Annotated in this window: 16 protein-coding genes and 1 pseudogene; 8 read left to right on the top strand and 9 right to left on the bottom strand. The window is 60.1% G+C overall.

The genetic code is table 11. From position 1 onward, the window contains the following. Nucleotides 1–321 precede the first annotated feature (321 nt). The 5 genes and pseudogenes from E1809_RS08435 to dnaA form a co-directional block, all read right to left on the bottom strand. Nucleotides 322–876, bottom strand: a complete 555-nt coding sequence (locus tag E1809_RS08435) for a DUF721 domain-containing protein (RefSeq protein ID WP_133203782.1) — start codon at nucleotides 874–876, stop codon at nucleotides 322–324. After that, nucleotides 863–2,056, bottom strand: a complete 1,194-nt coding sequence (recF, locus tag E1809_RS08430) for a DNA replication/repair protein RecF (RefSeq protein WP_133203781.1) — start codon at nucleotides 2,054–2,056, stop codon at nucleotides 863–865. The genes E1809_RS08435 and recF overlap by 14 nt, the downstream gene beginning before the upstream one ends. 19 nt (nucleotides 2,057–2,075) lie before the next feature. Then, nucleotides 2,076–2,987, bottom strand: a pseudogene (gene gnd, locus E1809_RS08425) (phosphogluconate dehydrogenase (NAD(+)-dependent, decarboxylating)); the annotation flags it as partial. A gap of 23 nt (nucleotides 2,988–3,010) precedes the next feature. Further along, on the bottom strand, nucleotides 3,011–4,135 hold the full coding sequence (gene dnaN, locus E1809_RS08420; RefSeq protein WP_133203779.1) for a DNA polymerase III subunit beta: 1,125 nt from the start codon (nucleotides 4,133–4,135) through the stop codon (nucleotides 3,011–3,013). A 525-nt stretch (nucleotides 4,136–4,660) separates the two neighbouring features. Beyond that, the gene (gene dnaA, locus E1809_RS08415; RefSeq protein ID WP_133203778.1) at nucleotides 4,661–6,082 is read right to left on the bottom strand and encodes a chromosomal replication initiator protein DnaA; all 1,422 of its coding nucleotides are present in this window, start codon (nucleotides 6,080–6,082) and stop codon (nucleotides 4,661–4,663) included. Nucleotides 6,083–6,541: 459 nt separating this feature from the next. Here dnaA and rpmH point away from each other — a divergent pair, with 459 nt between their 5' ends. From rpmH to E1809_RS08375, 8 genes are all read left to right on the top strand, one after another. After that, nucleotides 6,542–6,679 (top strand): 50S ribosomal protein L34, encoded by a 138-nt coding sequence (rpmH, locus tag E1809_RS08410; RefSeq protein ID WP_133203777.1) that lies wholly within the window; start codon nucleotides 6,542–6,544, stop codon nucleotides 6,677–6,679. 40 nt (nucleotides 6,680–6,719) lie between these two features. Continuing rightward, complete coding sequence (gene rnpA, locus E1809_RS08405; protein ID WP_133203776.1) at nucleotides 6,720–7,127, top strand: ribonuclease P protein component; 408 nt, start codon at nucleotides 6,720–6,722, stop codon at nucleotides 7,125–7,127. A gap of 1 nt (nucleotide 7,128) precedes the next feature. Continuing rightward, complete coding sequence (gene yidD / locus E1809_RS08400; protein ID WP_235835519.1) at nucleotides 7,129–7,518, top strand: membrane protein insertion efficiency factor YidD; 390 nt, start codon at nucleotides 7,129–7,131, stop codon at nucleotides 7,516–7,518. Between the two features lie 17 nt (nucleotides 7,519–7,535). Continuing rightward, complete coding sequence (yidC, locus tag E1809_RS08395) at nucleotides 7,536–8,507, top strand: membrane protein insertase YidC (RefSeq protein WP_133203774.1); 972 nt, start codon at nucleotides 7,536–7,538, stop codon at nucleotides 8,505–8,507. Next, entirely contained in the window at nucleotides 8,507–9,079 is a 573-nt protein-coding gene (locus tag E1809_RS08390) for a Jag family protein (protein ID WP_133203773.1), read from the top strand. Before yidC ends, E1809_RS08390 begins: the two co-directional genes overlap by 1 nt. A 6-nt stretch (nucleotides 9,080–9,085) precedes the next feature. After that, nucleotides 9,086–9,736 carry a 16S rRNA (guanine(527)-N(7))-methyltransferase RsmG gene (rsmG, locus tag E1809_RS08385; protein ID WP_133203772.1) on the top strand — a complete coding sequence of 217 codons (651 nt, stop codon included), beginning with the start codon at nucleotides 9,086–9,088 and terminating at the stop codon, nucleotides 9,734–9,736. 85 nt (nucleotides 9,737–9,821) lie between these two features. Continuing rightward, nucleotides 9,822–10,877, top strand: a complete 1,056-nt coding sequence (locus E1809_RS08380; protein ID WP_235835516.1) for a ParA family protein — start codon at nucleotides 9,822–9,824, stop codon at nucleotides 10,875–10,877. Between the two features lie 67 nt (nucleotides 10,878–10,944). Beyond that, entirely contained in the window at nucleotides 10,945–12,201 is a 1,257-nt protein-coding gene (locus E1809_RS08375; protein ID WP_133203771.1) for a ParB/RepB/Spo0J family partition protein, read from the top strand. A 6,572-nt stretch (nucleotides 12,202–18,773) separates the two neighbouring features. On the opposite strand, the gene trxA is transcribed toward E1809_RS08375, so the two are convergent. From trxA to murJ, 4 genes are all read right to left on the bottom strand, one after another. Beyond that, a complete protein-coding gene (gene trxA / locus E1809_RS08370) occupies nucleotides 18,774–19,100 on the bottom strand; it encodes a thioredoxin (RefSeq protein ID WP_133203770.1) in 327 nt (108 codons plus the stop codon). A 36-nt stretch (nucleotides 19,101–19,136) separates the two neighbouring features. After that, entirely contained in the window at nucleotides 19,137–20,093 is a 957-nt protein-coding gene (gene trxB, locus E1809_RS08365; protein WP_133203769.1) for a thioredoxin-disulfide reductase, read from the bottom strand. 189 nt (nucleotides 20,094–20,282) lie between these two features. Next, nucleotides 20,283–21,989, bottom strand: coding sequence for an ABC transporter substrate-binding protein (locus E1809_RS08360; RefSeq protein ID WP_133203768.1), 1,707 nt, complete (start codon nucleotides 21,987–21,989; stop codon nucleotides 20,283–20,285). Between the two features lie 142 nt (nucleotides 21,990–22,131). Continuing rightward, nucleotides 22,132–24,192: a murein biosynthesis integral membrane protein MurJ gene (murJ, locus tag E1809_RS08355; RefSeq protein ID WP_133203767.1), complete on the bottom strand. Its 2,061-nt coding sequence runs from the start codon at nucleotides 24,190–24,192 to the stop codon at nucleotides 22,132–22,134.

Below are 24,192 nucleotides of genomic sequence, written 5' to 3'. Positions count from 1 at the left end.
CGGCAGCCGCCAACAGGGACGTCACTGCTAACGCCGCCTACTCCGCGACTGGCTGAACCGCTTCTACCTTCCTTTTCAGCGGAACCAATCGATGTTCACCGGCGCCCAGTTGTCTATGCCGATTCTATCGTGACAAATCGCAGATCCTTGCAAAACCCGTCCCATTCTGGAAGGAAAGTACCTGTAGGAGGCCGCTGGCCCCATCTTCAAGCCATCCGAAGAGCACCCACTGGGGAGCTATACGGCTTGGGGAGGTTTCTCGCGCCTGCGCGCCATTTGCGGAAATCCGATTAGAAGCGGTTCCTTGCTGCCTTCGGGACGCTACCCGTAGGTATCGCGGGGGCCTCGTCCATTGACGCTGCGGTTGCCTTTCCGCCAGCTCGGCGCCGCCGGTGCGAGCACTTGGATAGTAGTCACAACGCCTTCGCCAAGTTCCCGGCTGAACAGGTCCAGGAGGCTCGAGCTCAAGAGGCGCAACTGTGTTGCCCACGCGGTGGAATCGCAACGAACGTGGAGGGTGGTATCGGTAAAGCTCTCCGGCGTGCAGTGGGCGGAGATTTCCGGGCCGACCAAGGCGTCCCACTCCGCCATGACGGACCCGACGGCGACCGGAGACGTCCAGCCCCGTTCGGCAACCAGCCGGCCAACTACTTTTCCCAATCCGAGGGGATCGCGGCCATTGCCATGGAATTGGCTGAATCCACGGGTGTCCCGGATGCCTTGCCGTTTGGGGGCGCCACCGGTTTTGGGTGCGGCGCGGCGGATTTCACCCCGCGCCGCCGCGGCTTCGCGCATTCGGTTGAGCGCCGATTGCGCAGCGTCGATCTCGTCGGGATCCCTCCCCGGCTGGAGTCCGCCGGGGCTATCCTTCTCCATCAATGCCTCCAGGCACAACCTTCACCCGCCGGCCGGCCAATTCCTCGGGAATGTCGGCGTCGACGGCGGCCGTCACCAGTACCTGTTCGGCACCGGCCACTATCGCAGCCAGTTTACGCCTGCGCTGTACGTCCAGTTCGGCGAAGACATCATCGAGGATCAGGATGGGGGCAGAACCACCGGTCCGGGTGTCGTCAAGCATGACGTAGTAGGAGGCCAAGCGCAGCGACAGGCACATTGACCAGGTTTCGCCGTGCGAGGCGTAGCCCTTGGCCGGGGCTTGCCCCAGGACCAGTTCAAGTTCGTCGCGATGAGGACCCACCAGGGAAATGCCGCGCTCCAACTCCTTTCGGCGCGCGGCCGCGAACGCTTGGACGTAACGCTCGGTGAGTTGCTCGACGGAAAGTGCGCGAAGGTCCTCAGCCCCCTCCGGAACAGCAGCGGGGCGCTCGGCGGGACCGCCGTCGTCGTCCAGGACGCCTTGGATCGTGGAACGGTAGATGGCCCCGGCGTCCTTGGACCCGTCCGTCAGTTGGGCATAGGCATTTTTGAGGTGCGGGCGGAGTCGTTCCAGGAGCTCAAGCCGGGCGTGCAGGAGTTCCGCGCCGGCACGGGCCATGTGCTGGTCCCAGACATCGAGGGTTGCCTCGTGGGCCGAGGTGAATTTTCCGGTCCGGACGGATTTCAGCAAGGCATTGCGCTGTTTGAGGACGCGGTCGTAATCGCTTCGGGTAGCGGCGTGCATCGGCATCAGGCTGACCAGGAGTTCGTCGAGGAATCGCCGCCGGTTGGACGGATCGCCTTTGACCAACGCCAGGTCTTCAGGGGCGAAAAGCACTGTGTGGCAGATGCCCAGGATGTCGCGGGCCCGCACCGGATTTCCGCGGTTGATCCTGCCACGGTTGGCGCGGCCGGCATTGATTTCGAGTTCGATCACGGTCGATTGTTCGCCGCGGACGAGCTTCGCCCGGATCATCGCGCGCTCCGCTCCGAAACGCAGGAGCGGAGCGTCCGTGCTGACGCGATGGGAACTCAAAGTGGCCAGGTACCCGATGGCTTCCATCAGGTTGGTCTTGCCGATGCCGTTGGATCCCACCAAGACCGTGACGCCCGGGCCCAGCTTCAGGTCAACCTGCGCGTAGCTTCGGAAGTCGGTTAGTGAAAGGTGTTCGAGGTACACGCGAAGAGGGCGGCCGGGCCTAGCCGGCCGGACGGGTGGCGTGTCCGCCGAACTGGTGGCGCAATGCCGAGACCATCTTCATGGCCGGGGAGCTATCCTCGCGGGAAGAGAAACGCGCGAACAGCGCAGCAGTAATGGCCGGCGCGGGGACCGCGTTGGCGATGGCTTCTTCCACGGTCCAGCGGCCTTCGCCGGAGTCCTCGACGTAGTCGCCGATGGAGGCCAGGCCGGGGTCTTCATCCAGTGCTTTGACCATGAGGTCCAACAGCCAGGACCGCACAACCGTGCCCTTTTGCCACGCACGGAACGTGCCCGGAAGATCGTCGACGATGTCCTTCGCCGCAAGCAGTTCGTAGCCTTCGGCGTAGGCCTGCATGAGTCCGTATTCGATCCCGTTGTGCACCATTTTGGCGTAGTGGCCGGCTCCGACACCGCCAACATGGACGAAGCTATCGGCGCGTTCGCCTTCAGGACGGAGGGCATCGAAGACCGGCATGGCGAGCTCGATGTCTTCTTCGGAGCCGCCGGCCATGAGTCCGTAGCCGTTCTGCAAACCCCAAACACCACCGGAAACACCGCAATCAGCGAACCGGATGCCCTTGGAATCAAGGAAAGCTGCGTGCTTCTGGTCCTCGGTGAAACGGGAGTTGCCGCCGTCGATCACCATGTCTCCGGGAGAAAGCTTTTCACCGAGTTCATTGATGACGCCGTCCGTGATTTCGCCGGACGGAACCATGACCCAGACCAATCGCGGAGCAGGAAGCGCCGCGACGAGTTCGTCGATGGACGTGACGTCGGCGACGTCGGGGTTGCGGTCAAAGCCGGTGACCTCGATTCCGCCGTTCCGCATGCGTTCACGCATGTTGAAACCCATTTTTCCAAGGCCGATCAGTCCGATGTGCACAGTGTGAACTCTTTTCTGCGTTGGTGGTGTGGTGGTGACCCGACTAGTTGCTAGTTGGGCAAGCGTACGGGCATCACGAGGTAGCGATAGTCGTCCTGGTCATCGCCGTCGGCTTCAGCCTGGGCAGTGATCATCGCCGGCTTGGGTGCCGTGGTGAAGGAGAAGCGCACGAACTTGGTTTCGATGACACTCAAGCCCTCGATCAGGTAGTGCGGGTTGAAGGCGACCGTGATGTCTTCGCCACTGAGCTGGGCTTCGAGTTCTTCCGAGGCCTGCGCGTCTTCACCTGTACCGGCGTCGAGGTTCAATTGGCCCTGGGAGAATGCCAAGCGGACGGGAGTGTTCCGTTCCGCCACGAGGGATACACGACGAACAGCCTCAACGAGCTCCTGGGTCTGAACAGTTGCGTGGATGGGCGTGGAATCCGGGAACAGTGACCGGATCTTGGGGTAATCGCCATCGACCAGGAGCGAGGTGGTGGTGCGGCCGCCGCTCTCGAAACCGATCAAGCGGCTGTCATCATCGGCCAGGGCGAGCTGGATGTCCCCGCTGCCGCCAAGGGTCTTGGCTACTTCGTTGAGGGTCTTGGACTTGACCAGTGCGCTGGTGGAAATTCCCGGATTGACCGGCTTCCAGGGCACTTCCCTCATGGCGAGCCGGTAACGGTCCGTTGCGAGGAGCGTGATGACGTCGTCCTCGATCTCCATGCGGACGCCCGTGAGGATCGGCAAGGTGTCGTCCCTGCTTGCCGCGATGATGACTTGCGAGACGGCCTTGGCGAAGGAATCGCCTGGCAAAGTTCCACTGACGGTAGGGAGTGCCGGAAGCGGTGGATACTCGGTTTCCGGCATGGTTGCCAAGTGGAAGCTGCTTCGACGGCACGTGAGTGTGACTTTGCTTCCGTCTGTTTCGATTTCCACGGGAGCCGAGGGCAGACTTCGGCAGATATCGGCAAGAAGGCGCCCGGAGACCAGGATTGTTCCCTCTGTGGTGATGTCTGCGGGAATTTCGAGGCGCGCAGAGGTCTCATAGTCGAAGCTCGAAAGGCTCACGGTTCCGGCTTCTGCTTTGAGCAAGAGGCCTGAGAGGACCGGAACGGGCGGCCGCGGAGACAAGGACCGGGCTGTCCACGTGACGGCTTCTGCCAGGACGTCCCGCTCGACTCTGAACTTCACGGAAGGGTTCCGCCTTTCATTGCTGCTGCCAGTGCTTCACCGGAAACTCCCCAGGAGCCCCGAAATCGAGCGTCCGGAACGAGGGCGCTGCATGGTCCGCTGGGAACGAACTACAAAACAGCGCCGAGGATGGACGCGTTGCAGACAGCTTAGCGGGAACTTCGGGCATTAACCCATCCCCGCAATGCTGCCCGCCCGGTTCCAAGCAGCCAGCGGCTGCATCGTGGGTCCGGAGGAACGAGATTGTTATTTGAGGGATTTCAATTTTTTGGGATTAGTAGTGTTAATAACTGCTGTGGAAACTGTGGATAACCGCCTCCTGCCGCGCGGTTCCGCGGTTAAGGCCTGTTCACGATGTGTGGGTGGGAGGGGTTTTAAACAGGGTGTGGACGTGGATAACCCCCAAGCCCGTTTTTAACGATCCACAGACGGCTTAAGGGTTTTAAGCCCATTAACCGCGCTTGTCCCCTTAAGTATCCACAGGCTTATCCACATGCGCCTGTTAATAAGGTATGTAGAGTCGGTTCAGGAATCGCGTTGCTGCTGTTTGATCCGGTTGGTCAGCTCAGTGACTTGGTTGTAAATCACACGGCGTTCTGCCATCAGCTCGCGGATCTTGCGGTCAGCGTGGATCACTGTGGTGTGGTCGCGGCCGCCGAGTTCCTGTCCGATCTTCGGAAGGGACATGTCCGTCAGTTCCCGGCACAGGTACATCGCGATTTGCCGGGCGGTCACCAAAGTCCGGGTACGGGACTTGCTGCACAACTCGTCCATGCTGAGCTTGAAGTACTCGGCCGTTTGCTTCAGGATCTGGTCGGCAGTGATTTCCTGGGCGCCGTCGTCGGTGATCAAGTCCTTCAGGACCATTTCAGCGAGGGCCACATCCACCGGTTGGCGGTTGAGGCTCGCGAAAGCGGTCACGCGGATGAGCGCGCCTTCAAGTTCGCGGATGTTGCTTGAGATCTTGGATGCGATGTACTCCAACGCATCGTCCGGGGCGGACAGGCCTTCGTTTTGGGCCTTTTTCCGGAGGATCGCGATACGGGTTTCGAGTTCCGGAGGCTGGATGTCCGTCAGCAGGCCCCATTCGAAGCGGGACTTCATGCGGTCTTCGAATCCCGCGAGTTGCTTGGGCGGGAGGTCCGAAGTGATGACAACTTGCTTGTTGTTGTTGTGGAGGGCATTGAAGGTGTGGAAGAACTCCTCGAGCGTCCGGTCCTTGCCTGCCAGGAACTGGATGTCGTCGATCAACAGCACATCGACGTTCCGGTAGGTGGTCTTGAAGCTCGCACCTTCGTCGTCGCGGATCGAGTTGATGAAGTCGTTGGTGAACTCTTCGGAATTCACGTACCGGACGCGGATCCCGCTGTACAGCCGGCGTGCATAGTGTCCGATCGCGTGCAAAAGGTGCGTCTTGCCGAGTCCCGAGTCGCCGTAGATGAACAGCGGGTTGTACGCCTTGGCGGGAGCTTCGGCCACCGCGACGGCCGCGGCGTGGGCGAACCGGTTGGAGGAACCGATCACGAAGGTGTCAAAGACGTACTTCGGGTTGAGGCGGCCGAATTCGTGCGACGTGCTTGGCGGAGTGGGCTGCGGCTTCGGCTCTGCGGACAAGTCGTTCTCGGAAGAGAGTACGACGGCGGGTGCCGGCTCTTCGTGGATCGGCACCAAATCCGTGTCGACGTCGATGGCGCAGCGGATGTCGTCGGAGAAGACGTTGCGAAGGGCGTCGTCGAGGGCGTCCTTGACCTGGGTCTGGAGGACTTCGCGGGTCAGCTCGTTAGGGACGGCCACCAACAAGGTGGAACCGATCAGGCCCTGCGCCTGAGCGAGGATGACGAAACCACGTTGCCTTGGCGTGACCCGATCGTCTTGTTCCAGCAGGCTCAGCACCCTACGCCAGGAACTTCCGACCGTGTTGGCGTGGTTGGCGTCGTCTACCGTCATCAATTGGTTCCCTCGGGTGTTTGCTTGCCTGGATTACGGCAGCCGAAGGGTCCAAACCAGAAGTGGATTCCGAACCGAATCCACAGGGTTATGCACAGTCCGTGGATAATCGGCTACTGAGCCACTCTAGGGTATGGATTCCCCAGAAGATAGCTGGGAAGAAGGTTGTGGATAATTACACCGTTGTGGTTCTGGATCCGGACTTGTGAGCCACTTCATCCACAGGCTGCCAAGGGCACTTAGCCACAGTTGGGGATAGCGGTCGCAGCGTTTCCCGGTTTGACCCGGAGGCTCTTTTTGCCCTAACGTTGTGAAGTCCTATGTGTCCGCTTTTCGACCATTCGCACCTCCGGTACAACCGGCGTCGGGTGGCAGCAGATACACAAATAAACTTAGCGTCGGCCAGTTCTTCCCCTTTTGATCGGGTGGGCGCACCTTTGATCCACTGGAGTAACTAACGTGAGCAAGCGGACTTTTCAGCCGAATAACCGCCGTCGGGCCAAGAAGCACGGCTTCCGCCTTCGTATGCGCACCCGTGCCGGCCGCGCCATCCTGGCCGCCCGCCGTGGCAAGGGCCGCGCCGCACTGTCGGCCTAATTACCTGACTCGTCGGCCGGTCTCTCAAGCGAGTCTCTAGGTGCTAGCCACCCAAAACCGTCTTAGGACTTCAACCGACTTTTCAACAACTGTACGTTCCGGCGTCCGCAATGGACGCCGGAACTTAGTGTTATATACGGCATCTATCGGTGCCGGGGAACCGAGCCGCATTGGCTTCATTGTTTCCAAAGCTGTCGGGAACGCCGTGACCAGGAACCTCGTTAAGAGGAGACTGAGAGAAGCAGGTGCTTTGTCCCTTAAAGGGCATGGCACGGGACTTGCTGTAGTTGTCCGGGCCTTGCCTGCGGCCGCGACAGCCAGCTGGGACCAACTGCTGACGGATTACAACGCCGCATTGGCGGTGACGACGAAGCGGCTTGGCGGATCCTTTCCCCCGGCGGCTTCGCCGACCAAGGTCACCACAACGGAAGGGACACCGCGTGCATGAGCTGAGCTCCGCCGTCGTCCTCTTCTTTCGAACCGCCCCGAGGATTCTCGGAACATTTCTCTGGGAGCTGCCCCGGAACATCCTCATCATCCTGTTGAAGACGTACCGCCGCATTATTTCTCCCTTGTACGGCCAGGTGTGCCGTTTCTTCCCCTCCTGCTCGGCTTATGCCCTCGAAGCGGTGACGGTGCATGGCGCCGTCAAGGGAAGCTGGCTGGCAATGCGGCGCCTCGCCCGCTGCCACCCCTGGAACGCCGGCGGCGTGGACCACGTCCCCGCCGGACATCGTCACTGGCCCGAAGGCCAGACGCCCATGATTGTTGTGCTGAACAACCCGGACCTGTTCCTGGCTGTGCGGTCTGATGAGGACGGCCGCCCGACGGCGGCCTGAGGAAATAGGGAATACGTATGGACATCTTTGGAACAATTCTGGCCCCGTTCAAGTGGCTAGTATCGGCCATCATGCTGGGGTTCCACGACGGCCTGAGCTTCATTGGCCTGCCTCCGGAGAACGGTTGGACCTGGACGCTGTCCATCATTGGTTTGGTGTTGGTGATCCGCGCCGCCCTGATTCCTGTGTTCGTCAAGCAGATCAAGGCGCAGCGAGGCATGCAGTTGCTTCAGCCCGACCTGAAGAAGATGCAGCAGAAGTACAAGGGCAAAACGGACCAGCTCTCTCGCCAGGCCATGGCCCAGGAGCAGATGGCCCTGTACAAGAAGCACGGCACCAACCCGTTCTCCGCGTGCTTGCCCATGCTGATCCAGATGCCGTTCTTCTTCGCCCTGTTCCAGGTGCTTTCCGGTATCACCCAGGCACGCCAGGCGGGCCAGGGCATCGGAGCGTTGAGCCACGAACAAGTGGTGCAGTTCGACGAATCCAGCATTTTCGGCGCTCCGCTTTCCGCATCGCTGCTCCACGGCGGACCCGCCGGCACTGACCAGGTGGTCGTTTCGGTCCTGTCGATCGTGATGATCCTCGCCATGACCGCTTCGCAGTTCATCACGCAGAAGCAGATCATGGCGAAGAACATGTCCGAAGAAGCCATGGCCAGCCCGTTCATGCGCCAGCAGAAGATGATGCTCTACGTACTGCCGGTGGTCTTCGGCGTGGGTGGCATCAACTTCCCGATTGGTGTCCTCATTTACTGGACCACCACCAACTTGTGGACCATGGGCCAGCAGTTCTTTGTCATCCGCCGCATGCCGACGCCGGGATCCCCGGCCGCGAAAGCACTCGCAGAGCGTCGCGCTGCGAAGGGTCTGCCTTCCCTCCCGCTTCTGGGCGGCAAGAAGGACGAGGACGTTGCCGGCGAGGTCGCCGCCATCGAGCTCAAGACCCAGCGCATTCAGCCACAACGTAAGAACAGGAAGAAGAAGTAATGTCTGTTGAAAGCACTGAAGAGGCAACGGCCGCTGGCGCCACCGAGGAAGTGGCCGCGGCTGAAGTCCACACCGCGGAACAACCAGGCGCAAAGAGCTCCTCTGTGAGCCGCCTCGAGGAAGAGGGCGACGTCGCCGCGGATTACCTCGAAGAGCTGCTGGACATTGCCGACATCGATGGCGATATCGACATCGAAATCCGTAACGGGCGTACCTACATTTCCATCGCGGCCGAAGACGATTCCGAAGGGCTTGAGAGCTTGGTCGGGCGCGACGGCGAAGTCCTCGAAGCCCTTCAGGAACTGGCCCGCCTGTCCGTCCTGTCCGCCACCGAGAACCGCTCGCGGCTTGTCCTGGACATCAATGGCTACCGAAAGGAGCGCGCGGGCGACCTCCAGCAGATCGCTGAAGACGCCGTCGCAAAGGTGAAGGAGACCGGAGCTTCGGTTTCCCTCGAGCCGATGAGCGCGTATGAGCGCAAGATCGTGCACGACGCCGTTGCGGACTTGGGCTTCGTTTCGGAGTCCGAAGGTGAGGGCGCTGGCCGTCACATCGTGGTCTCGGCCGACTAACGGATCATGGTCGACATCACTCCAGCCGAACTGCAGGCGGCAGAGAAGATATTCGGCGACCGCTTGGACCTTGCCCAGCGGTATGTCGAGCACTTGGCGACGTCAGGGACCGAGCGTGGCTTGATCGGTCCCCGCGAAATCCCGCGCCTCTGGAGCCGGCACGTCCTCAACTGTGCTGTCATCGAATCGGCCATCGCCCATGGGAGCCATGTGGCCGACGTCGGCTCCGGGGCAGGACTGCCGGGCCTGTGCTTGGCGATCGCCCGCCCGGACCTCGAGCTCACGCTTATCGAGCCGCTCGAACGCCGGGTCATCTGGCTCCAGGAAGTGGTGGACGATCTCGGCCTGGACAACGTGACAGTCATGCGCACGCGTGCCGAGCTGGCCGTGGGTATGGTGAACGCCGACGTCGTGACCGCGCGTGCTGTCTCTGCGCTGACCAAGCTTGCAGGATTGACCATTCCATTGCTCAACGGCAAGGGCGAAGTGGTTGCCATCAAGGGTCGCAGCGCGGCCGAGGAGATTGAGAAGGCAGCCAAGGTCATTCGCAAGCTCGGCGGGGTGGAAACATCGGTTGTCGTGTGTGGGCAGGAACTGTTGGAGGAACCTACCACAGTGGTGCGTATTGTCGTCAACAAGCAGGGGAAGATCGCTTAGCCTCGGCGCTGTGTCCCGCGTGTCCGCGGCCGAGCGGTTAAGCTAGAGAACGGCAGCTAGAGCCGAATGAGAGTGAGAGTTGACAGTGGGCAGTAGCGAAACCTCCACGCAGCGGATCCCGCCATTTATTTCCCTGGGGTCTGCGCGGGCAATGGCTGCACCCTCGGCGTCATTCGAGTCCGCGCTTATGCGCACTAATTCGGTTACAAACTCGGCCGTTTCACGTGAAATGTTGATCGTGGAAAGCGATAACGTCATGGACTCCATCGACGATTCCAGCCCGATTGCCCGTCAGCTCGCGAATGAAACACGGCGCCGTGAGCGCCTGGTGGGCCGCGAGCTTCCCAAGCCCCAGAAGACCCGGATCTTCACTGTTTCCAACCAGAAGGGTGGGGTTGGAAAGACCACCACCACGGTGAACATCGCGGCCGCCTTGGCGTCGGCGGGACTCAACGTTCTGGTGATCGACATCGACCCGCAGGGCAATGCCTCCACCGCCTTGGGTATCGAGCACCACGCCGACGTAGACAGCATCTACGACGTCCTGATCAACGACCTTCCGTTGGGCGACGTCGTAGCAGCCTGCCCGGACATCCCGAACCTCATCTGCGCACCAGCCACCATCCACCTTGCCGGCGCTGAGATCGAACTGGTTTCCTTGGTCGCCCGCGAACAGCGTTTGCGCCGTGCCATCGATGTGTACGCGAAGGAACGCGAGAAGAACGGCGAAGGCCGGCTCGACTTCATTTTCATCGACTGCCCGCCGAGCCTCGGCCTGCTGACGGTCAATGCGTTCTGCGCTGCGAGCGAGGTACTTATCCCGATCCAGTGCGAGTACTACGCATTGGAAGGCCTCAGCCAGCTGCTGAAGAACATCGAAATGATCCAGAAGCACCTCAACGCTGAGCTGGTTGTCTCCACGATCTTGCTGACGATGTACGACGGCCGAACCAACCTGGCCGCGCAAGTAGCATCTGAAGTGCGTCACCATTTCCCCAACCAAGTCCTCAGTGCCGTGGTTCCGCGATCCGTGCGTATCTCCGAAGCTCCGAGCTATCAACAGACGGTCATGACTTACGACCCGTCATCCAGCGGCGCGTTGTCCTACATGGAAGCCGCTGCGGAAATCGCAGAACGCTAGACTTTCTGAATCACTGCAACATCCTTGGCGGACTCGACTCTTGCCATTCCATCGGAGGGACATACTCATGAGTGAAAAGCGACGAGGCCTGGGTAGGGGTCTTGGGGCTCTCATTCCCAGCTCCGCTTCGACGGGTGCATCTGGCAATGTGGCTTCGCCCTCGCGACCGGTGGACTTGTTTTTCCCTGAGGCACGAAAATCGACAGAGGTGCCCGACGCATCGGGCACCAACATCATCACTGGCGCACCTTCGCGCGCCGCTTCCGCAAAAACGACGACGGCGGAAAAGACTCCTGCGTCTACGGCACCTTCTGAGGATGCTCAGGAAGTCGTTGCGTCCAAGCGGGTTGGAACGAAGACTGCGTCGAAGTCGAATGGTTCTAAGTCGAGCGGTTCGTTGACACCTGGGGCCGTTACTCCGCCGACGGCCGCTGTGGACGCCGCGGCTAGCGATACCGTGTCTGATGAGGTCCAGACGGAGACGCCTGGAGTTGAGTTGGTGGAGGTTCCGGGCGCCCGTTTCGCGGAAATTGCGGTCACCGACATTCACCCCAACCGCAAGCAGCCTCGAAGTGTCTTCGATGAGGACGACATGGCGGAGCTGGTTCACTCTGTCAAGGAAATCGGCGTTCTCCAGCCAATTGTGGTTCGTACTTCAACCGAAGAGGGTAGAGAACCTTACGAACTGGTCATGGGTGAACGCCGGTGGAGGGCAGTTCAGGCCGCCGGGCTCGAAACGATCCCCGCGATCGTCCGAGATACCAATGATGACGACCTCCTGCGCGATGCCCTGCTTGAGAACCTTCACCGAAGCCAGCTGAATCCCTTGGAAGAGGCCGCTGCGTACCAGCAGCTTCTGGAGGACTTCGGTACCACCCATGAGCAGCTCGCCGATCGGATTGGTCGATCGCGGCCGCAGGTATCGAATACCCTGCGTTTGCTCAAGCTTCCTCCGCTCGTTCAGCGCCGGGTAGCAGCCAGCGTACTTTCGGCTGGCCATGCACGTGCTTTGCTCGCACTTCCTGACGCTGCTGCTATGGAACGGCTCGCGCAGAAGATTGTTGCTGAAGGTATGTCTGTTCGTGCCACCGAGGAAGCCGTGGCCTTGTACCAGGATTCAGGCGCCCCGCAGAAGAACAGCATTCCGCGTCCCAACGCACGGCATGAGCGCTTGGATTACCTTGCTTCCTCGCTTTCGGATCGCTTGGACACCAACGTGAAGATCACTTTGGGCGCACGCAAGGGACGGGTCAGCATTGAGTTCGCGAGTGTCGAAGACTTGAACCGGATCATGGGCGTGCTGTCCCCCGGCGCGGAGGGTTAGGTTCGAGCTTCGGGTTCTGAAGGGGTCTGCTTCCTGATGGGGAGCAGACCCCTTTTTGCTTGTCCGTGTTATGGGGTGCGCCTGTTGTGGTACGGAGTTTGTTGGGGTGGATTGGGTCTATCTGTTCGGGCTAAGTTTCAGGTCCCGCTGCCAGCTTTGGCGTGTGCATGGTTGCCAGGGATTGAGCGCTGAGCGCGGTGTCCACGGATTGTTCAGTAAGCGGACTGCTCGGTGCATTGGTCGAATTCTCGCGGGACGCATGGTGCGTGGACACTTGGGTGTTCGCAGGCGTACTGGCTTTAGGCCTGAATTAGCATTTCCCGGTACCGTTCGGACTCCTGGTTTCCGTCAGTTACAGCGGGGCGGTTTTGATGAATTGGTGCTTCGCGATAGTGGGATGGTTGCCCCGGTAGTAGCCGACGGCAAAGCTATTACACAGGGTACTTTGAGGCTGGCGATCTGGGAGTGTCTTTGCGCGGTCTCCGTGAAGGCTTATCTCCTCCATAGTGTTTTTGTATTCCTTATGTCCCGTAGCGACAGGCTATCCTTTCTGAGCCTCGCCGCTTTCCGGCTGCGCGCCACCCTTTACGGATGGGCTTGTGACTACAGCGATTACCGTCATCACCACTCAGCATCTGGGCTTTTCAGGTAAGTAATCGCTCTCGCTGGTTTTTGCATAGGTCCGTCCACTTATGTTTCACGTGAAACGACTATAGGTATCGGCGTCAATTTCGGTGTCGCTCCAGTCGACATGGGTGGTTCCTATTGTTCGGTGTGGAAGGTCTGTAACTTCCGTGTCTTTGTTTCAAGCCAAGCCATGGGACATGGGATCGGGCTCTCCGAGTGAATCCCGGAACTAGGAGCCGATAGAATCGTGGTGCGTGCTGGCGGTTCCATTCTTCGATTCGTGGGCGACTCCGTTCATACTCTGTTGCGGAGGTGGTAAGCCTTCGCAGACTCAAGGGCGGTGTTGTTCTTAGGGGCCGCGAGGTCTGATCGGCTAGGCCGCTACGGTCGAAAGAACGGAACCAGGAAGTGCCAGAGCGGCGTTCACCGTTCGTTGACGTTCGTTCATCAGTGCAGGCCGGCGACGTTTCACGTGAAACAACGAGACACGCTCTGGTTGGTGTGGCAGTGATCCACCACTTCCCTGTCCACGTTGGACAGCCGAGTGAGTGATCGGCTGCGGTGGTTCTGGAGAAGGCTGTGAGGCTGGCCGCGATTGTGGAATGTTCGCTGGTTCCCCCGGGACGAGTCCGCAGGGCAACAGTTGCTTTTGTTGATAGTCCAGTGGTTCTCAATGTTTGCGCTAGGGAAGGATGTCGGCATTGTTGTAGCAGTCTTCTGACCTTGACGCTGCAGTCTGGGCACCGGCGGTACTCAAGGCTCTTCTCTTCGGATCAGGCAACTAGCTATTCCGGGCTACTGATGGTTGGTTGGAATGTTTCACGTGAAACAAGACGCCAGATATTCAGCCTATGAACCAAGCCTGTGAGCCATCGCTAGCTCGCCCCCTTAGGACAAGGGCTGAATTTTCGGGACGACTGTGTGAAGTACCCCGGAGTGGGGGCTAGATGGCTCGTGCCTACATATGAAGCAGCTGTCTTCTCGTGCCCCCGATGCGAGTGTTTCACGTGAAACGGAACGGGTCTGTCCATGTTCGAGGCGCGTGGTACCGCAGATGACCACTTCGTTCGTGACCGTGGAGACCGCTGTCCGCTACGCTGCATGATGAGCCCAGTAGACACATGCTCGTGTTCGCCCTTGGCTCCACTTTCTCGATGATGGGTGCAAGTGGGTCCTTTGTAAACTGTACCAGGTGGTTTACTCGAAAAGACTGAGAGTGAACTTGCAGATAGATGGTGGAGTGACGAGCCCGATTCGAGATCGAAATGCTGGTTAGTTCCTTAGCTAAGTCCACCTTCGGGCGGCTAGTAGCGTGAAGTGACACTGTTCTTGGACCGTGAATTACCAGCGGAGAAGCATCCTCGCCCATGTTCTAGCCATCGCTCGTATTGGAGAGTGAGCTGTCTACGCTGGCGCGCTTCGCAGGACAGCGTAGTGATGTCGGAGTTATTCGAAAGCCCTGTCCAGGTGAAATTGCGATCTACAGGTTCGGATCGGCCTTGCCTGCTACACGCTGATGCGAGTTTAGTCGCTGACCTCTCGACTCCAGAACGACGGAGTCTGACCAACCACTGGTCCCCCAGTTTTCGTACGTGCTGGACTGATGCTTCCTATGCCCCGGTCTGTCTGCAGCAGTGGGCTGGTGTTTAGCTGTAGATGTGTACATGTACGGTGTCCGGCAGGTGCTCCGGCTCGGCGTGAAGTTCACCCGTTGAGCGCTTACTACGACATACTCTCTAGCTGTCTTAGGAGGACTGTCTCGGCGTGAATCGCTGGGGTGCAGATGGTCTAGTCCCATGCATCCACAGAGGTGGGTGAAGCACCATGGCTATGCAACCAGGACAAAACGGTTCCCCTACTCGTCACGGCCTTTAGCTACGCCGCCGTCGCCGCGGCGTAGACGTGCTCGATTGTCCCCTCATCTGGAATGTTCGCAGATTCTTTCGTTACCAATGGGCAGGGGCGCACTGGAATCCTCCGCTGCCGTCCGGTCGGACTTCCCCGGGAATTACCTTTCGAGCCATTGATGAGGCTCTACTTCCTCAGTCTGGATATCCCCCCTTGGTGGGTAGTGGCCTGTAGTCGTGCCAAACAGACCGGAGCTGTGCCCTATGGGGCGTTTGATTATTCCTCAATCTGTTGACCTGGCTTGCCATCCGAAATTGAGCTTAGGCGTTTTCGCTTCTACTCCCGAGAACGTAAATCCTTATGCCGCGGCGGCGTCATCTGCGTGTTCCTTCTCTGAATTGGATGACCGCTATGGCGCCTCGCTATCAGCGAGGCGTGGTGAGGATATGCTGGCAAATCGACACCGTATGGATAGTTGAACTACCTCAGCGTTACTCGCCTCTGCATCTGTTTGGCCCTTCGGAGGCGCGGTAGAGGGAAGTGTTACTCGATCCTGGATCGCAGAGAGTGCTGGATCTAGCTGTGGATAACCTTGGGGACCACCGGTGGATATCGCTGTGGATAACTTTGTTGATAAGGATGCGGCTTCCATCGCTCGGTGCGGGGGCTGGTTTGGCGCAAGAGATTGGCCGCACTCCAGCAGTCGGACGACTGAGACAGTCCGTGTCCGTGTTTCACGTGAAACCGGGAGAACCGCGGTCGGAGGCCGGATTTGGTCGATTTAGCGCGGTATATCGCGAGATTTGGCCAACTGAGGCACCTCTCTGCTGTCAGCAGGCTAGGCACCGCGACTGCCTGCCGGGTCTGTTCATGTACATGTAGATTGCCGGTGGGGCTTGCAGCTCCAGTGAGGTAACTTATCCTCAGTTTTGCCAGTGGATATCGCTGTGGATAACCTTGTGAATAACTCTCTTCGCACCAGTGGATAACGTTTGTGTGAAGTGCCTCATAAGGCGTCCGGGGTGCGACGATGCCTTCGGAATAAAGGGTCAGAATCGGCTTGTTCTTTAACGCTCTTACCGGGCATAACTTTTCCTAGACGATCTGTGGTGAGCGAGGAGAGGGCGTTTCACGTGAAACAGCCCGCGTAGTGCCGTCTTGGTTTTGCCCGTAATGCCTATGGGGTGGAGTCGATTCAAGGCTTGGTGTGGTCGCCATATCCGGCCACTCTATTACGCTCGCGTGAGTAAGGGTGGACACGCTAAGCTATCGGACCGTACTCGATCGCCTGTGTATGCTGGCGAACGAGCCGGCAATGGGATACGCCACGGCAGTGAATCCTTTGGTGTAGTCGGCGGACTCCTAAGCTCTCCTGCAGTTCACTATGAGTAGCACTCGACCTAGGGTGTCCCATCCTGGAACGAAGTCCTGTGCTCGGCGTCAGCGGTTGCCGGTCATTAAAAGGCTTTCCTCGCGAGCAAATGGAGGCAAGGGTGCTGCGAAGGCATTCCCCTGGTGAGGCCGCGCCTATTACATGCTGAACATTAGCCAGATCGTCCGACTGTGGACGCCGGCAAATGTGTGGCGACGGGTACTCCACAGCGCTACCCGAAAGTGAGCCGCCGAACCAATGCCGCTTACTCCTTGCCTGTATGACTTGTGGCACTAGCCCCAATCGCATTCGAAGGAAGCTGCTCGGAAATGTCCTCGCTGGCACTGAGGGTCGCCGGACGTGACGGAGTTGGTTGGCATGGCGCTGTAGCATGAATCGGGCACTGAGAAGCAGGCGCCTCGAGGCATTACCGGAGCCGGTGCGGAAGTGTCTTCTGGGTGCGCCGCGATATCTTGTGGTAGCCAGTTGATGTATCCCGTGGACTTTCTCCCGGCATCCGACATCGCCGGTGCCTTCGCCGTTCCCATCCCGGCGGAACTTGTACGGAGCTATCCGACTAGAGCTGTCCTGGTCGAGGATTCTGTAGAAGTGCCTTCTGCGGCCACTGTCAAGAGCCTACGGAGGTGAAAGCGCTCAGGGCCGTTCGGTTGAATGGCGAGAGCAGGAAGCTCTGTTGGGTGGTGCAGTTCTTTAGTGATGGCAAGTTTGCGTTTGGCCCTGGACCGAGTCTTTGGTTCGTGTTTTGCCATAATCCACTTCTTGTTACCGCATTTGGTTTGCCGACGACCCAGCCATAGACGCAGTTGCTTCTCTCCTTCTAGTGAGCTCTTCATTGGCGCCCTGCATGGCATCGCGACATCAAACGCCGCTCTCTCACAGGGGGGGCGGTCCCCAGCTTCGCCCAATTGGAATTCCGCCCACGAGGTCTATGGGTGTTGCTTCCTGACGAACCGCAACAAATAGTAGAGCGCCGTGTGGATTAGAGGATGGAGGGTCTCCTTGAGGACTAGGTCACGCATCCTATTCGCACCACACTGCTTGTCGCGGTGCTACGGATTCTCACAACTGGATTTCGGGGTAGAAAATTTCGGATGAGTCACGATGCACCGGCCTGAATAGATCACTGACATTACATGGCCCGGCCAATTGGCAGTTCCAGTCAACATGCAACAACGGAAATTATTGATAGTTAAGTATCGAATAGAGGAACTGCCCTTTCGCGTACATTGGTCTATCCCGGCGGTAGAGTACCGAACCTGGGACACCTGCACCGTCGCGGAAGCTCCCTCGATTAGCACGGAACGCAGCGCCAAAGGATCTGTCGCTCCTCGGACTCGTGTGCGATGGACTGAAATTGGACGGCCGGCAGCCTATCTATCGAGTGGCGTGGTTGCTCCCATGGTCAGTGTCCAGCTGTACACCCACCGGATAGGAATGCGCCGTGCATGTTCAATTGATAGAAGTACCCCGTAGGCACGCTCCCCGCGGAATGACCCCGATGGACATGCTCCCTGGAGCGGGAGACATGGGAGTAAGTCCGGTAGGAGTGGTGCTCGATGAGCATGCTCCCTATACCGGGAGATATGCGGACATGCTCGGTTGCAAGCGCTGGCCGATGGGCATGCTCCCCCGGGTGGCGGATTCCCAATGTGTTGCTTCTCCCCTTTGGGCGAGGAGTTGCAGCCGTTTGGGAAGGTTAGCGTTCTCGTTGTTGCCGGCACATCCTGGGTGCCGGGTGGTTTGGTGAATTGCACGACCTGGTCGTACAGATCCGCGACCAAAGGAGTCCGTCCACCACCCGCACGCCCGCTGGCCTGTTCCGTTTCACGTGAAACATCCTGGCCGGGTCCGCTGGCTATCATGCCGCTGGTCTGCGAAGGGAGTGTTGTGCAGAACGAAGGCCGTTGGGAGTCGTACCCCAGGAAGGGGCGGATGCCGGGCTGCTGCTTGCGAACCGGCGATTCGGGTCATTGCTCGACAGGCGGGCACAGTAGCGGGCCTGGATGGTTGCGCGCCTTGGTCCTGTGCTTCCTCGAAGAGGAGCTATTGGTACTGGAGAAACCGGTCAGAAATCGCGGAGAGTACCGCGGCGACCGTTGGCTTGCGGCGTAGTTGCAATTGGCTATCCGGTCTCTACGCCTACCCCTGCCTGTCGTGTTAGCCGCGAAATGGCTGAGCGATAATTGGCACCCGGAAGTCGAACCCTCTTGGACCACATACGAACGCATTCTGGCGGATTGAATGTCGTAGCAACGATGGTATTTCTCGCAATGCACTGGCCACGCCATCTCCGCGTGAGCCTACGTTCTGACATCCCCCAGAGACGCAACCACCGGGAAAGAAGTCAGGGAAATGAGACCATTGAGTCGATGCCCGATCGCCAATACAACGGGGGCGATTCTCCTGTTGGAGGCTAGAAGCCACAGAAGCGTTCGCCGCCGGCTCCAGTCTCGTCGCCGGTATCGACCCCCGGATAGTGTTTCACGTGAAACACACGCGTGCCCGTTTCACGTGAAACATCGCCCCACTGCCGACGGCCTTCACAGCAAGCCTGCTCTCAATCTCGCAGCAAGCTCGATGATGCCCAAACAAAGACCAGCCGGAAAACGAGAAAGCCGGTGGCCACTGCTTCAGGTGCAGCGACCACCGGCTGAGAGTCACGAAGGACCGCCCGCGAATTCAAGCGAGAGGCACTCGTCTTTCCTTAGGAAAGGACCGACTCGAATTCCTTCTCGAAGAACTGCTTCGGCTTCGCGCCGATCACGGTGCTCTTCACTTCTCCCCCGCTGAACAGATAGACAGCAGGAATCGACGTGATGCCGTATTCGGCGGCGATTGCAGGGTTGTCGTCGACATTCAGTTTCACGACGTCCACCTTGTCACCGTACTCGACGGAGATTTCGTCCAGGATGGGACCCAGCTTGCGGCACGGGCCGCACCACTCTGCCCAAAAGTCCACGATGACCGGCTTCTCAGCGGCCAGGACGTCGGTGCTGAAACTGGCGTCGGTTACGTCTTTAGCGTTGCTCATAGTTCTTTCCCTTCGAATGGATGGCGATTTTGCCGATCAGGCGTGCAAGTCTGCGAGGTAGTGTTCAACGTCCAAAGCCGCGACGCATCCCGAACCGGCTGCGGTGATGGCCTGACGGTAAGTCGGATCGACAACATCGCCGGCAGCGAAAACGCCCTCGATGCTCGTCTTGGAACTCCGGCCCTGGACTGCAATGGTGCCTTCCGCAGTCAGTTCCAGCTTGTCCTTCACAAGATCAGTGCGGGGATCATTTCCGATGGCCACAAAGACTCCAGTGACAGCCAGTTCAGAGACTGATCCATCAACCAGGTTCTTGAGCTTAAGACCTGTCACCTTGTCCCCGCCGATGACGTCCTCGACTGCCGAGTTCCAGACGAAGTTGATCTTCTCGTGGGCTTGGGCACGATCGCCCATGATCTTGGAAGCCTTCAGGGTGTCGCGTCGGTGGACGACCGTTACGGACTTGGCGAACTTGGTGAGGAACAGTGCTTCTTCCATGGCTGAGTCACCGCCACCAATTACCGCGATGTCCTGGTCCTTGAAGAAGAAACCATCGCAGGTTGCACACCAGCTCACGCCGTGGCCAGAAAGACGCTTCTCGTTTGCCAGGCCGAGCTCGCGGTAAGCAGACCCGGTCGAGAGAATCACAGCGCGTGCCTTGAAAGTCTCCCCCGTCGCGATGGTGACGGTCTTGATATCGCCCTCGAGGTCGAGGCTGGTGACGTCCTCGAACTGGATCTCGGTTCCGAAGCGCGCCGCCTGCTTTTCGAAGTTCTCCATGAGATCCGGTCCCATGATGCCTTCGGGGAACCCCGGGAAGTTTTCGACATCCGTAGTGTTCATCAGTTCGCCACCGGCAGTCACGGAACCGGCGATGAGCAGCGGGTTCATGTTGGCGCGTGCCGTGTAGACAGCGGCCGTGTAACCGGCAGGCCCGGAGCCTACGATAATGACATCACGTACCTGGGACGCGGTGTTTTCTGCGTTGCTCACTGTTGGGTGAACCTCTTCCTTAGTCGATGCACCGGATTGTCGCGGCCGGCCACATGGCACAACCCCATGGCGGCGTCGAATATTCCGGCGTTTCCGGGGACCCTAATATCCACCACCATTCAGGGTACCTTCTGGCGGCGCAGGGCATCGCAGGAGGAAGGCTCCGTTACCCGAGTTGACGATAGGTAACTATTGAACCGTGATCTCAGCAAGGCGCAGTCCGTAACCGTAACGCGTCTTGGGCGCGGTCAGTTTGGGCAAGGCCTTGATGGAAATGATGACGTACTGGGCGTTGACCGGAGTGCTCAATGGCATGGTGAGTTCCTGCGAGGTGAAGCTGTTCGTTCCCACCAACTGTGCTCCATCCAATGACGGTTGATTGCTGGTGTAGACGCTGATGTTTCCACCAGAAGCACCCAACTGATTCAGGGTGACGGACTTGACCTGGGCAGCTGACTTGAGTTTGACGAGGAGGGAAACGCCATCGGGCGCGAGTCCGCCCCAGTCAGGGGTGGCGAACTCCATGTCTGACCAATAGCTCGCGGTATTGCCGTCGTAAGCCTTGACCAGGTCCTTGTCATAGGTAGCGGCGAAGTCGAAGTTACCCAAGCGGGTAACCGTGTCGATGACAGGCGGAGCGGCGACGGGAGCTGACGATGTGGTGCTGCTCGGCGGCGCGGAATCTGTTTGTGGACCCGCTACGGTTTGCTTGGCCGCGGGCGCTCCCCCGGGGATGAGGTTGCCGAGGTTGGTCACGGCCAAAATCAAACCAACGATGAGAACCGCGGCCAGAACGCCACCCACGAGCCAGCGGAAAGACTTTGGTTCACGGACGGGCTCTTCGTCGTAGTATTCGTCCTCGTCGAGGGGGTCCGCCTGCGTACGGGCAGTGCTCGGAAAGTTCGAGGCGTTCCGGCTGTATCCGCCAACCGCGCCTCCGGTCGCGCCACTGTGCGCAGCCTCTTCGTTGACAAAGCCATAGTCTTCTTCGGACCAGAGCGAGACCTTGGACTCCTGGGGAGCACCGTATCCGGCGTTCGCCGCGGCCTCGTGGGTCTGCTCAGCGGGCCGCGAAGACGGCGGAACCACCGGAGATGCCTTGACCGCCTGCGTCGCCGGTCCGTCTTGAATCTGCTGAGGTGCCGTGTTGCTCGGCTCTTGGCGGGACGCGGGCTCTGCCGGAACCCGGGGAGAAGCTTGCGTAGGCGCGTTCGCGGACGCGTTCGCAGCTGGCGACGAAGCCTGCTCATCCTCGGCGTTTGATTTGCCTGTGCCCTTCACAGCCGCAGCAGCAGCGGCGGCGGCAGCCCCGGCCCCCGCGGCAGCAGCGGCGAGGCGGGAACCAATACCGGGTGACGACGTCGGACGCGCCGGCGGCATGGGAGGAACCACCGGGCGGTGGGGGTCGCGCGCGGGCGCGGGAGCAGGGGGTTCGTCCTCGACGTGGGAATCGTCGTAGGTGATGTACTCGGCCTCGTGCTCGTCTTCGTCATACAAGCCGTCGTAGGTTTCGGGTTCATGTGAACGGGCGTGCCCGAAGATCTCGCTGCCCAGCGTGTCCGTGAAGAACGGTTCCACGTACGGCTGGTGGGTGGCCACAACGAGGTCCAGGAGGTCTGGAGCGCTGCTGTGGTTGGTGATGAGGTACGTGGTGCTGTCGCTCACGCCCAGATCGAGGATCTGGACGTGGCCGGGCCGTTCGCCTGTAGCCACCTCACGGGCGCTCTGGGCCACCTGGTCGGCGTTTCCCGGGCCTGCCACAAGGATGCTGACGGGCCTGTTGAGGACCTGGTCCACGCCATCGAGCACCAGATCTTGGTCGTGCGAAGTCAGCACATTGGCTGTGACTTTGTAGCGGCCACCAAGTACTGATCCGACATCGATCGGGTGGGACACGGGTTCCTCCTAGACTGTCCGGAAGCTGCGGGTCCTGTATACGGGATCCGGCCAGCCGGGTGACCCGTGGTCTGCAACTACCTGTATTACTTTCTGATCCTATCGGATAGGGCCGTTCCGACCCCCGGTTTGCGCGGACACCTCATCTTTTTCTGCGGCTTCCGCCACGGAAATACGGGTTGTTTCCCAGCGTGCCCTGATAGGTCCTGCGGCCCGGCAACGGGATGCCCGGCCGGCTAGCGCTGCCCTTCGCGGTGCTGGGAAGCTCTTCGTCCGGCAGGTACGTCTTTTCGACGTCGGACCAGGCATCCACCGATCCGTGGCTGTCGCCGCCGCCCTGCGCGTGCGCGACGTCCCACGATCCGTCGTCGGCCGGAACGGTCTCCAAGGCGGGTCCGGCGCGGAACGACGCGGCGTCGAACTCGCCCGAGATACGCGGAATGAGGCCGGTGTCATCGGACACTGTGGCGCGTGCCGCCGTCGTCGGCTGGCTTCCGGCAGCGGCGGGCGCCGGCGCCGCGCCGCGACTCAGCCGGCCGAGCAGCGGCCTCAAAAGGTCGCGCAACTCGGTGACGTGGAAGACGCGCAGGAGCAAGAGATAGGCCACAAGCATGACAGGCCCGACGACGACCAAGGTCACCAAAGCGGCGAGCCGGCTGCTCCAGGCGAAACCGTTGGCGTTGTAACTGCCAAGGAGCCACAGGGCCAAGGCGCCGGCAATCGCGGAACCGAGGGCCGCGTAGCCCATACGGATGTAGGAATTCGCGATCCGGGGCCCGTCCACGTGGCCGAGGAGGCGACGGAGGAACCAGACACTGATGACCACCGAAAGGATGTTGCCAAGCGTGTACAGGACGGCGATCGCGAAGATGATCTTGTTCACCGGGAGGAACTGGATGATGAAGGCGCCCACGACGTTCAAGAGGGCAAGCATGAGCTGGATGTAGAACGGAGTGCGCGCGTCCTCGTTGGCGTAGAAAACGCGGGACATCATGAAGTTGGCGCTCATGAACGGGGTGCTCAGGGCGAGGATCGTGAGCGTCTGGGCCAGCATGACGCCGTCCTGGGGCTTGCCGCCCGAGAAGAACATGCCCATTGGTCCCGCCAGGGCGAAAAGCGCAAGCGCGCCGAAAACTGTCGCAACGGCCATCGTCCGCAGGCCGTGGGAAAGCGCCTCGCGGAGTTCGGCTTTGTTCCCGGCCTGGGAAGCACGGGCCATCCGGTTGAACAGGACCGTAGCGAGCGACAACGCGATGATGGAGTGCGGCAGCAAGTAGAGCTGGCTGGCGACTTCGAGGACCGCGTTACCGGGGAGGCTGGCAGCGGCCGGGTCCTGCGCCTGCGCGAGGCGGAGCCGCTCGGAGCCGGGAATGGTGGCGATCCTCATGACATAGAGGAACGCGAGTTGCCCGACGGCGGCAGTCATGAGCGTCCAAGCGCTCAGCTTTGCGGCCTGGCCCAGTCCCACGCCCCTCCACCCGAAACGCGGCCGGAGGCCGAGCCGCAGCCGCAGCACCGGGACGAGGAGGATCGCCGTTTGGGCGACGACGCCGATCGTCGAGAAGCCGGCCACCAGGAAGGTCTGGAACGGCCCCCAGTTGTCCAAAGTGTGGGGGTTGGTGTTGTTGGCGCCGAGGATCCAGATGAACATGCCCAGGCCGACGATCGCCACCACGTTGTTCAGGATCGGCGCCCACATGGCCGGGCCGAAAGCACCATTTGCGTTGAGCACCTGGGTCAGGAGGGCGTAGAGGCCGTAAAAGAAGATCTGCGGCAGGCAATAGAACGCGAACGTGACGGCCAGGAATTTCTGCTGCGGCGAATAGTCCTGCGTGGTGAGGTCGATGACGATCGGCGCCGCGATCGTGACGAGGGCCGTCAGCGCCAAGAGGACGATGACAGCCAAGGTCAGGAGCCGGCTGATGTAGTCCGCGCCGCGGTCCGGTCCCTTGCTGGCCTTGATGATCTGCGGCACGAGGACAGCGTTGAACACACCGCCGGCAACGAGCAGGAAGATCAGGTTAGGCAGGTTGTTGGCATTGATGAACGTGTCATTGACGGTCGATCCCAAGCCCAGGGCAGTGCCGAGCATCCAGGTCTTGGCGAAGCCGAGGAACCGGGAGACGAGCGTTCCCGCGGCCATGACGGCGCTGGAACGGGCCTCTCCGGACGGGGCTGGCTGGGTTGATTTGGCGGCAGACAT

The organism is Arthrobacter terricola (assembly GCF_004354015.1).
Taxonomy (GTDB): Bacteria; Actinomycetota; Actinomycetes; order Actinomycetales; family Micrococcaceae; genus Arthrobacter; species Arthrobacter terricola.
Note: the sequence above shows the minus strand (reverse complement) of the source record. Positions and strands in the feature narration are given on the sequence as shown.

Bases quoted from the DNA above. Each gene is read 5' to 3' on its own strand.
- E1809_RS08435 (WP_133203782.1), bottom strand. From the start codon at position 876: ATGGAGAAGGATAGCCCCGGCGGACTCCAGCCGGGGAGGGATCCCGAC.
- dnaA (WP_133203778.1), bottom strand. From the start codon at position 6,082: ATGACGGTAGACGACGCCAACCACGCCAACACGGTCGGAAGTTCCTGG.
- yidC (WP_133203774.1), top strand. From the start codon at position 7,536: ATGGACATCTTTGGAACAATTCTGGCCCCGTTCAAGTGGCTAGTATCG.
- E1809_RS08390 (WP_133203773.1), top strand. From the start codon at position 8,507: ATGTCTGTTGAAAGCACTGAAGAGGCAACGGCCGCTGGCGCCACCGAG.
- rsmG (WP_133203772.1), top strand. From the start codon at position 9,086: ATGGTCGACATCACTCCAGCCGAACTGCAGGCGGCAGAGAAGATATTC.
- E1809_RS08375 (WP_133203771.1), top strand. From the start codon at position 10,945: ATGAGTGAAAAGCGACGAGGCCTGGGTAGGGGTCTTGGGGCTCTCATT.
- trxA (WP_133203770.1), bottom strand. From the start codon at position 19,100: ATGAGCAACGCTAAAGACGTAACCGACGCCAGTTTCAGCACCGACGTC.
- murJ (WP_133203767.1), bottom strand. From the start codon at position 24,192: ATGTCTGCCGCCAAATCAACCCAGCCAGCCCCGTCCGGAGAGGCCCGT.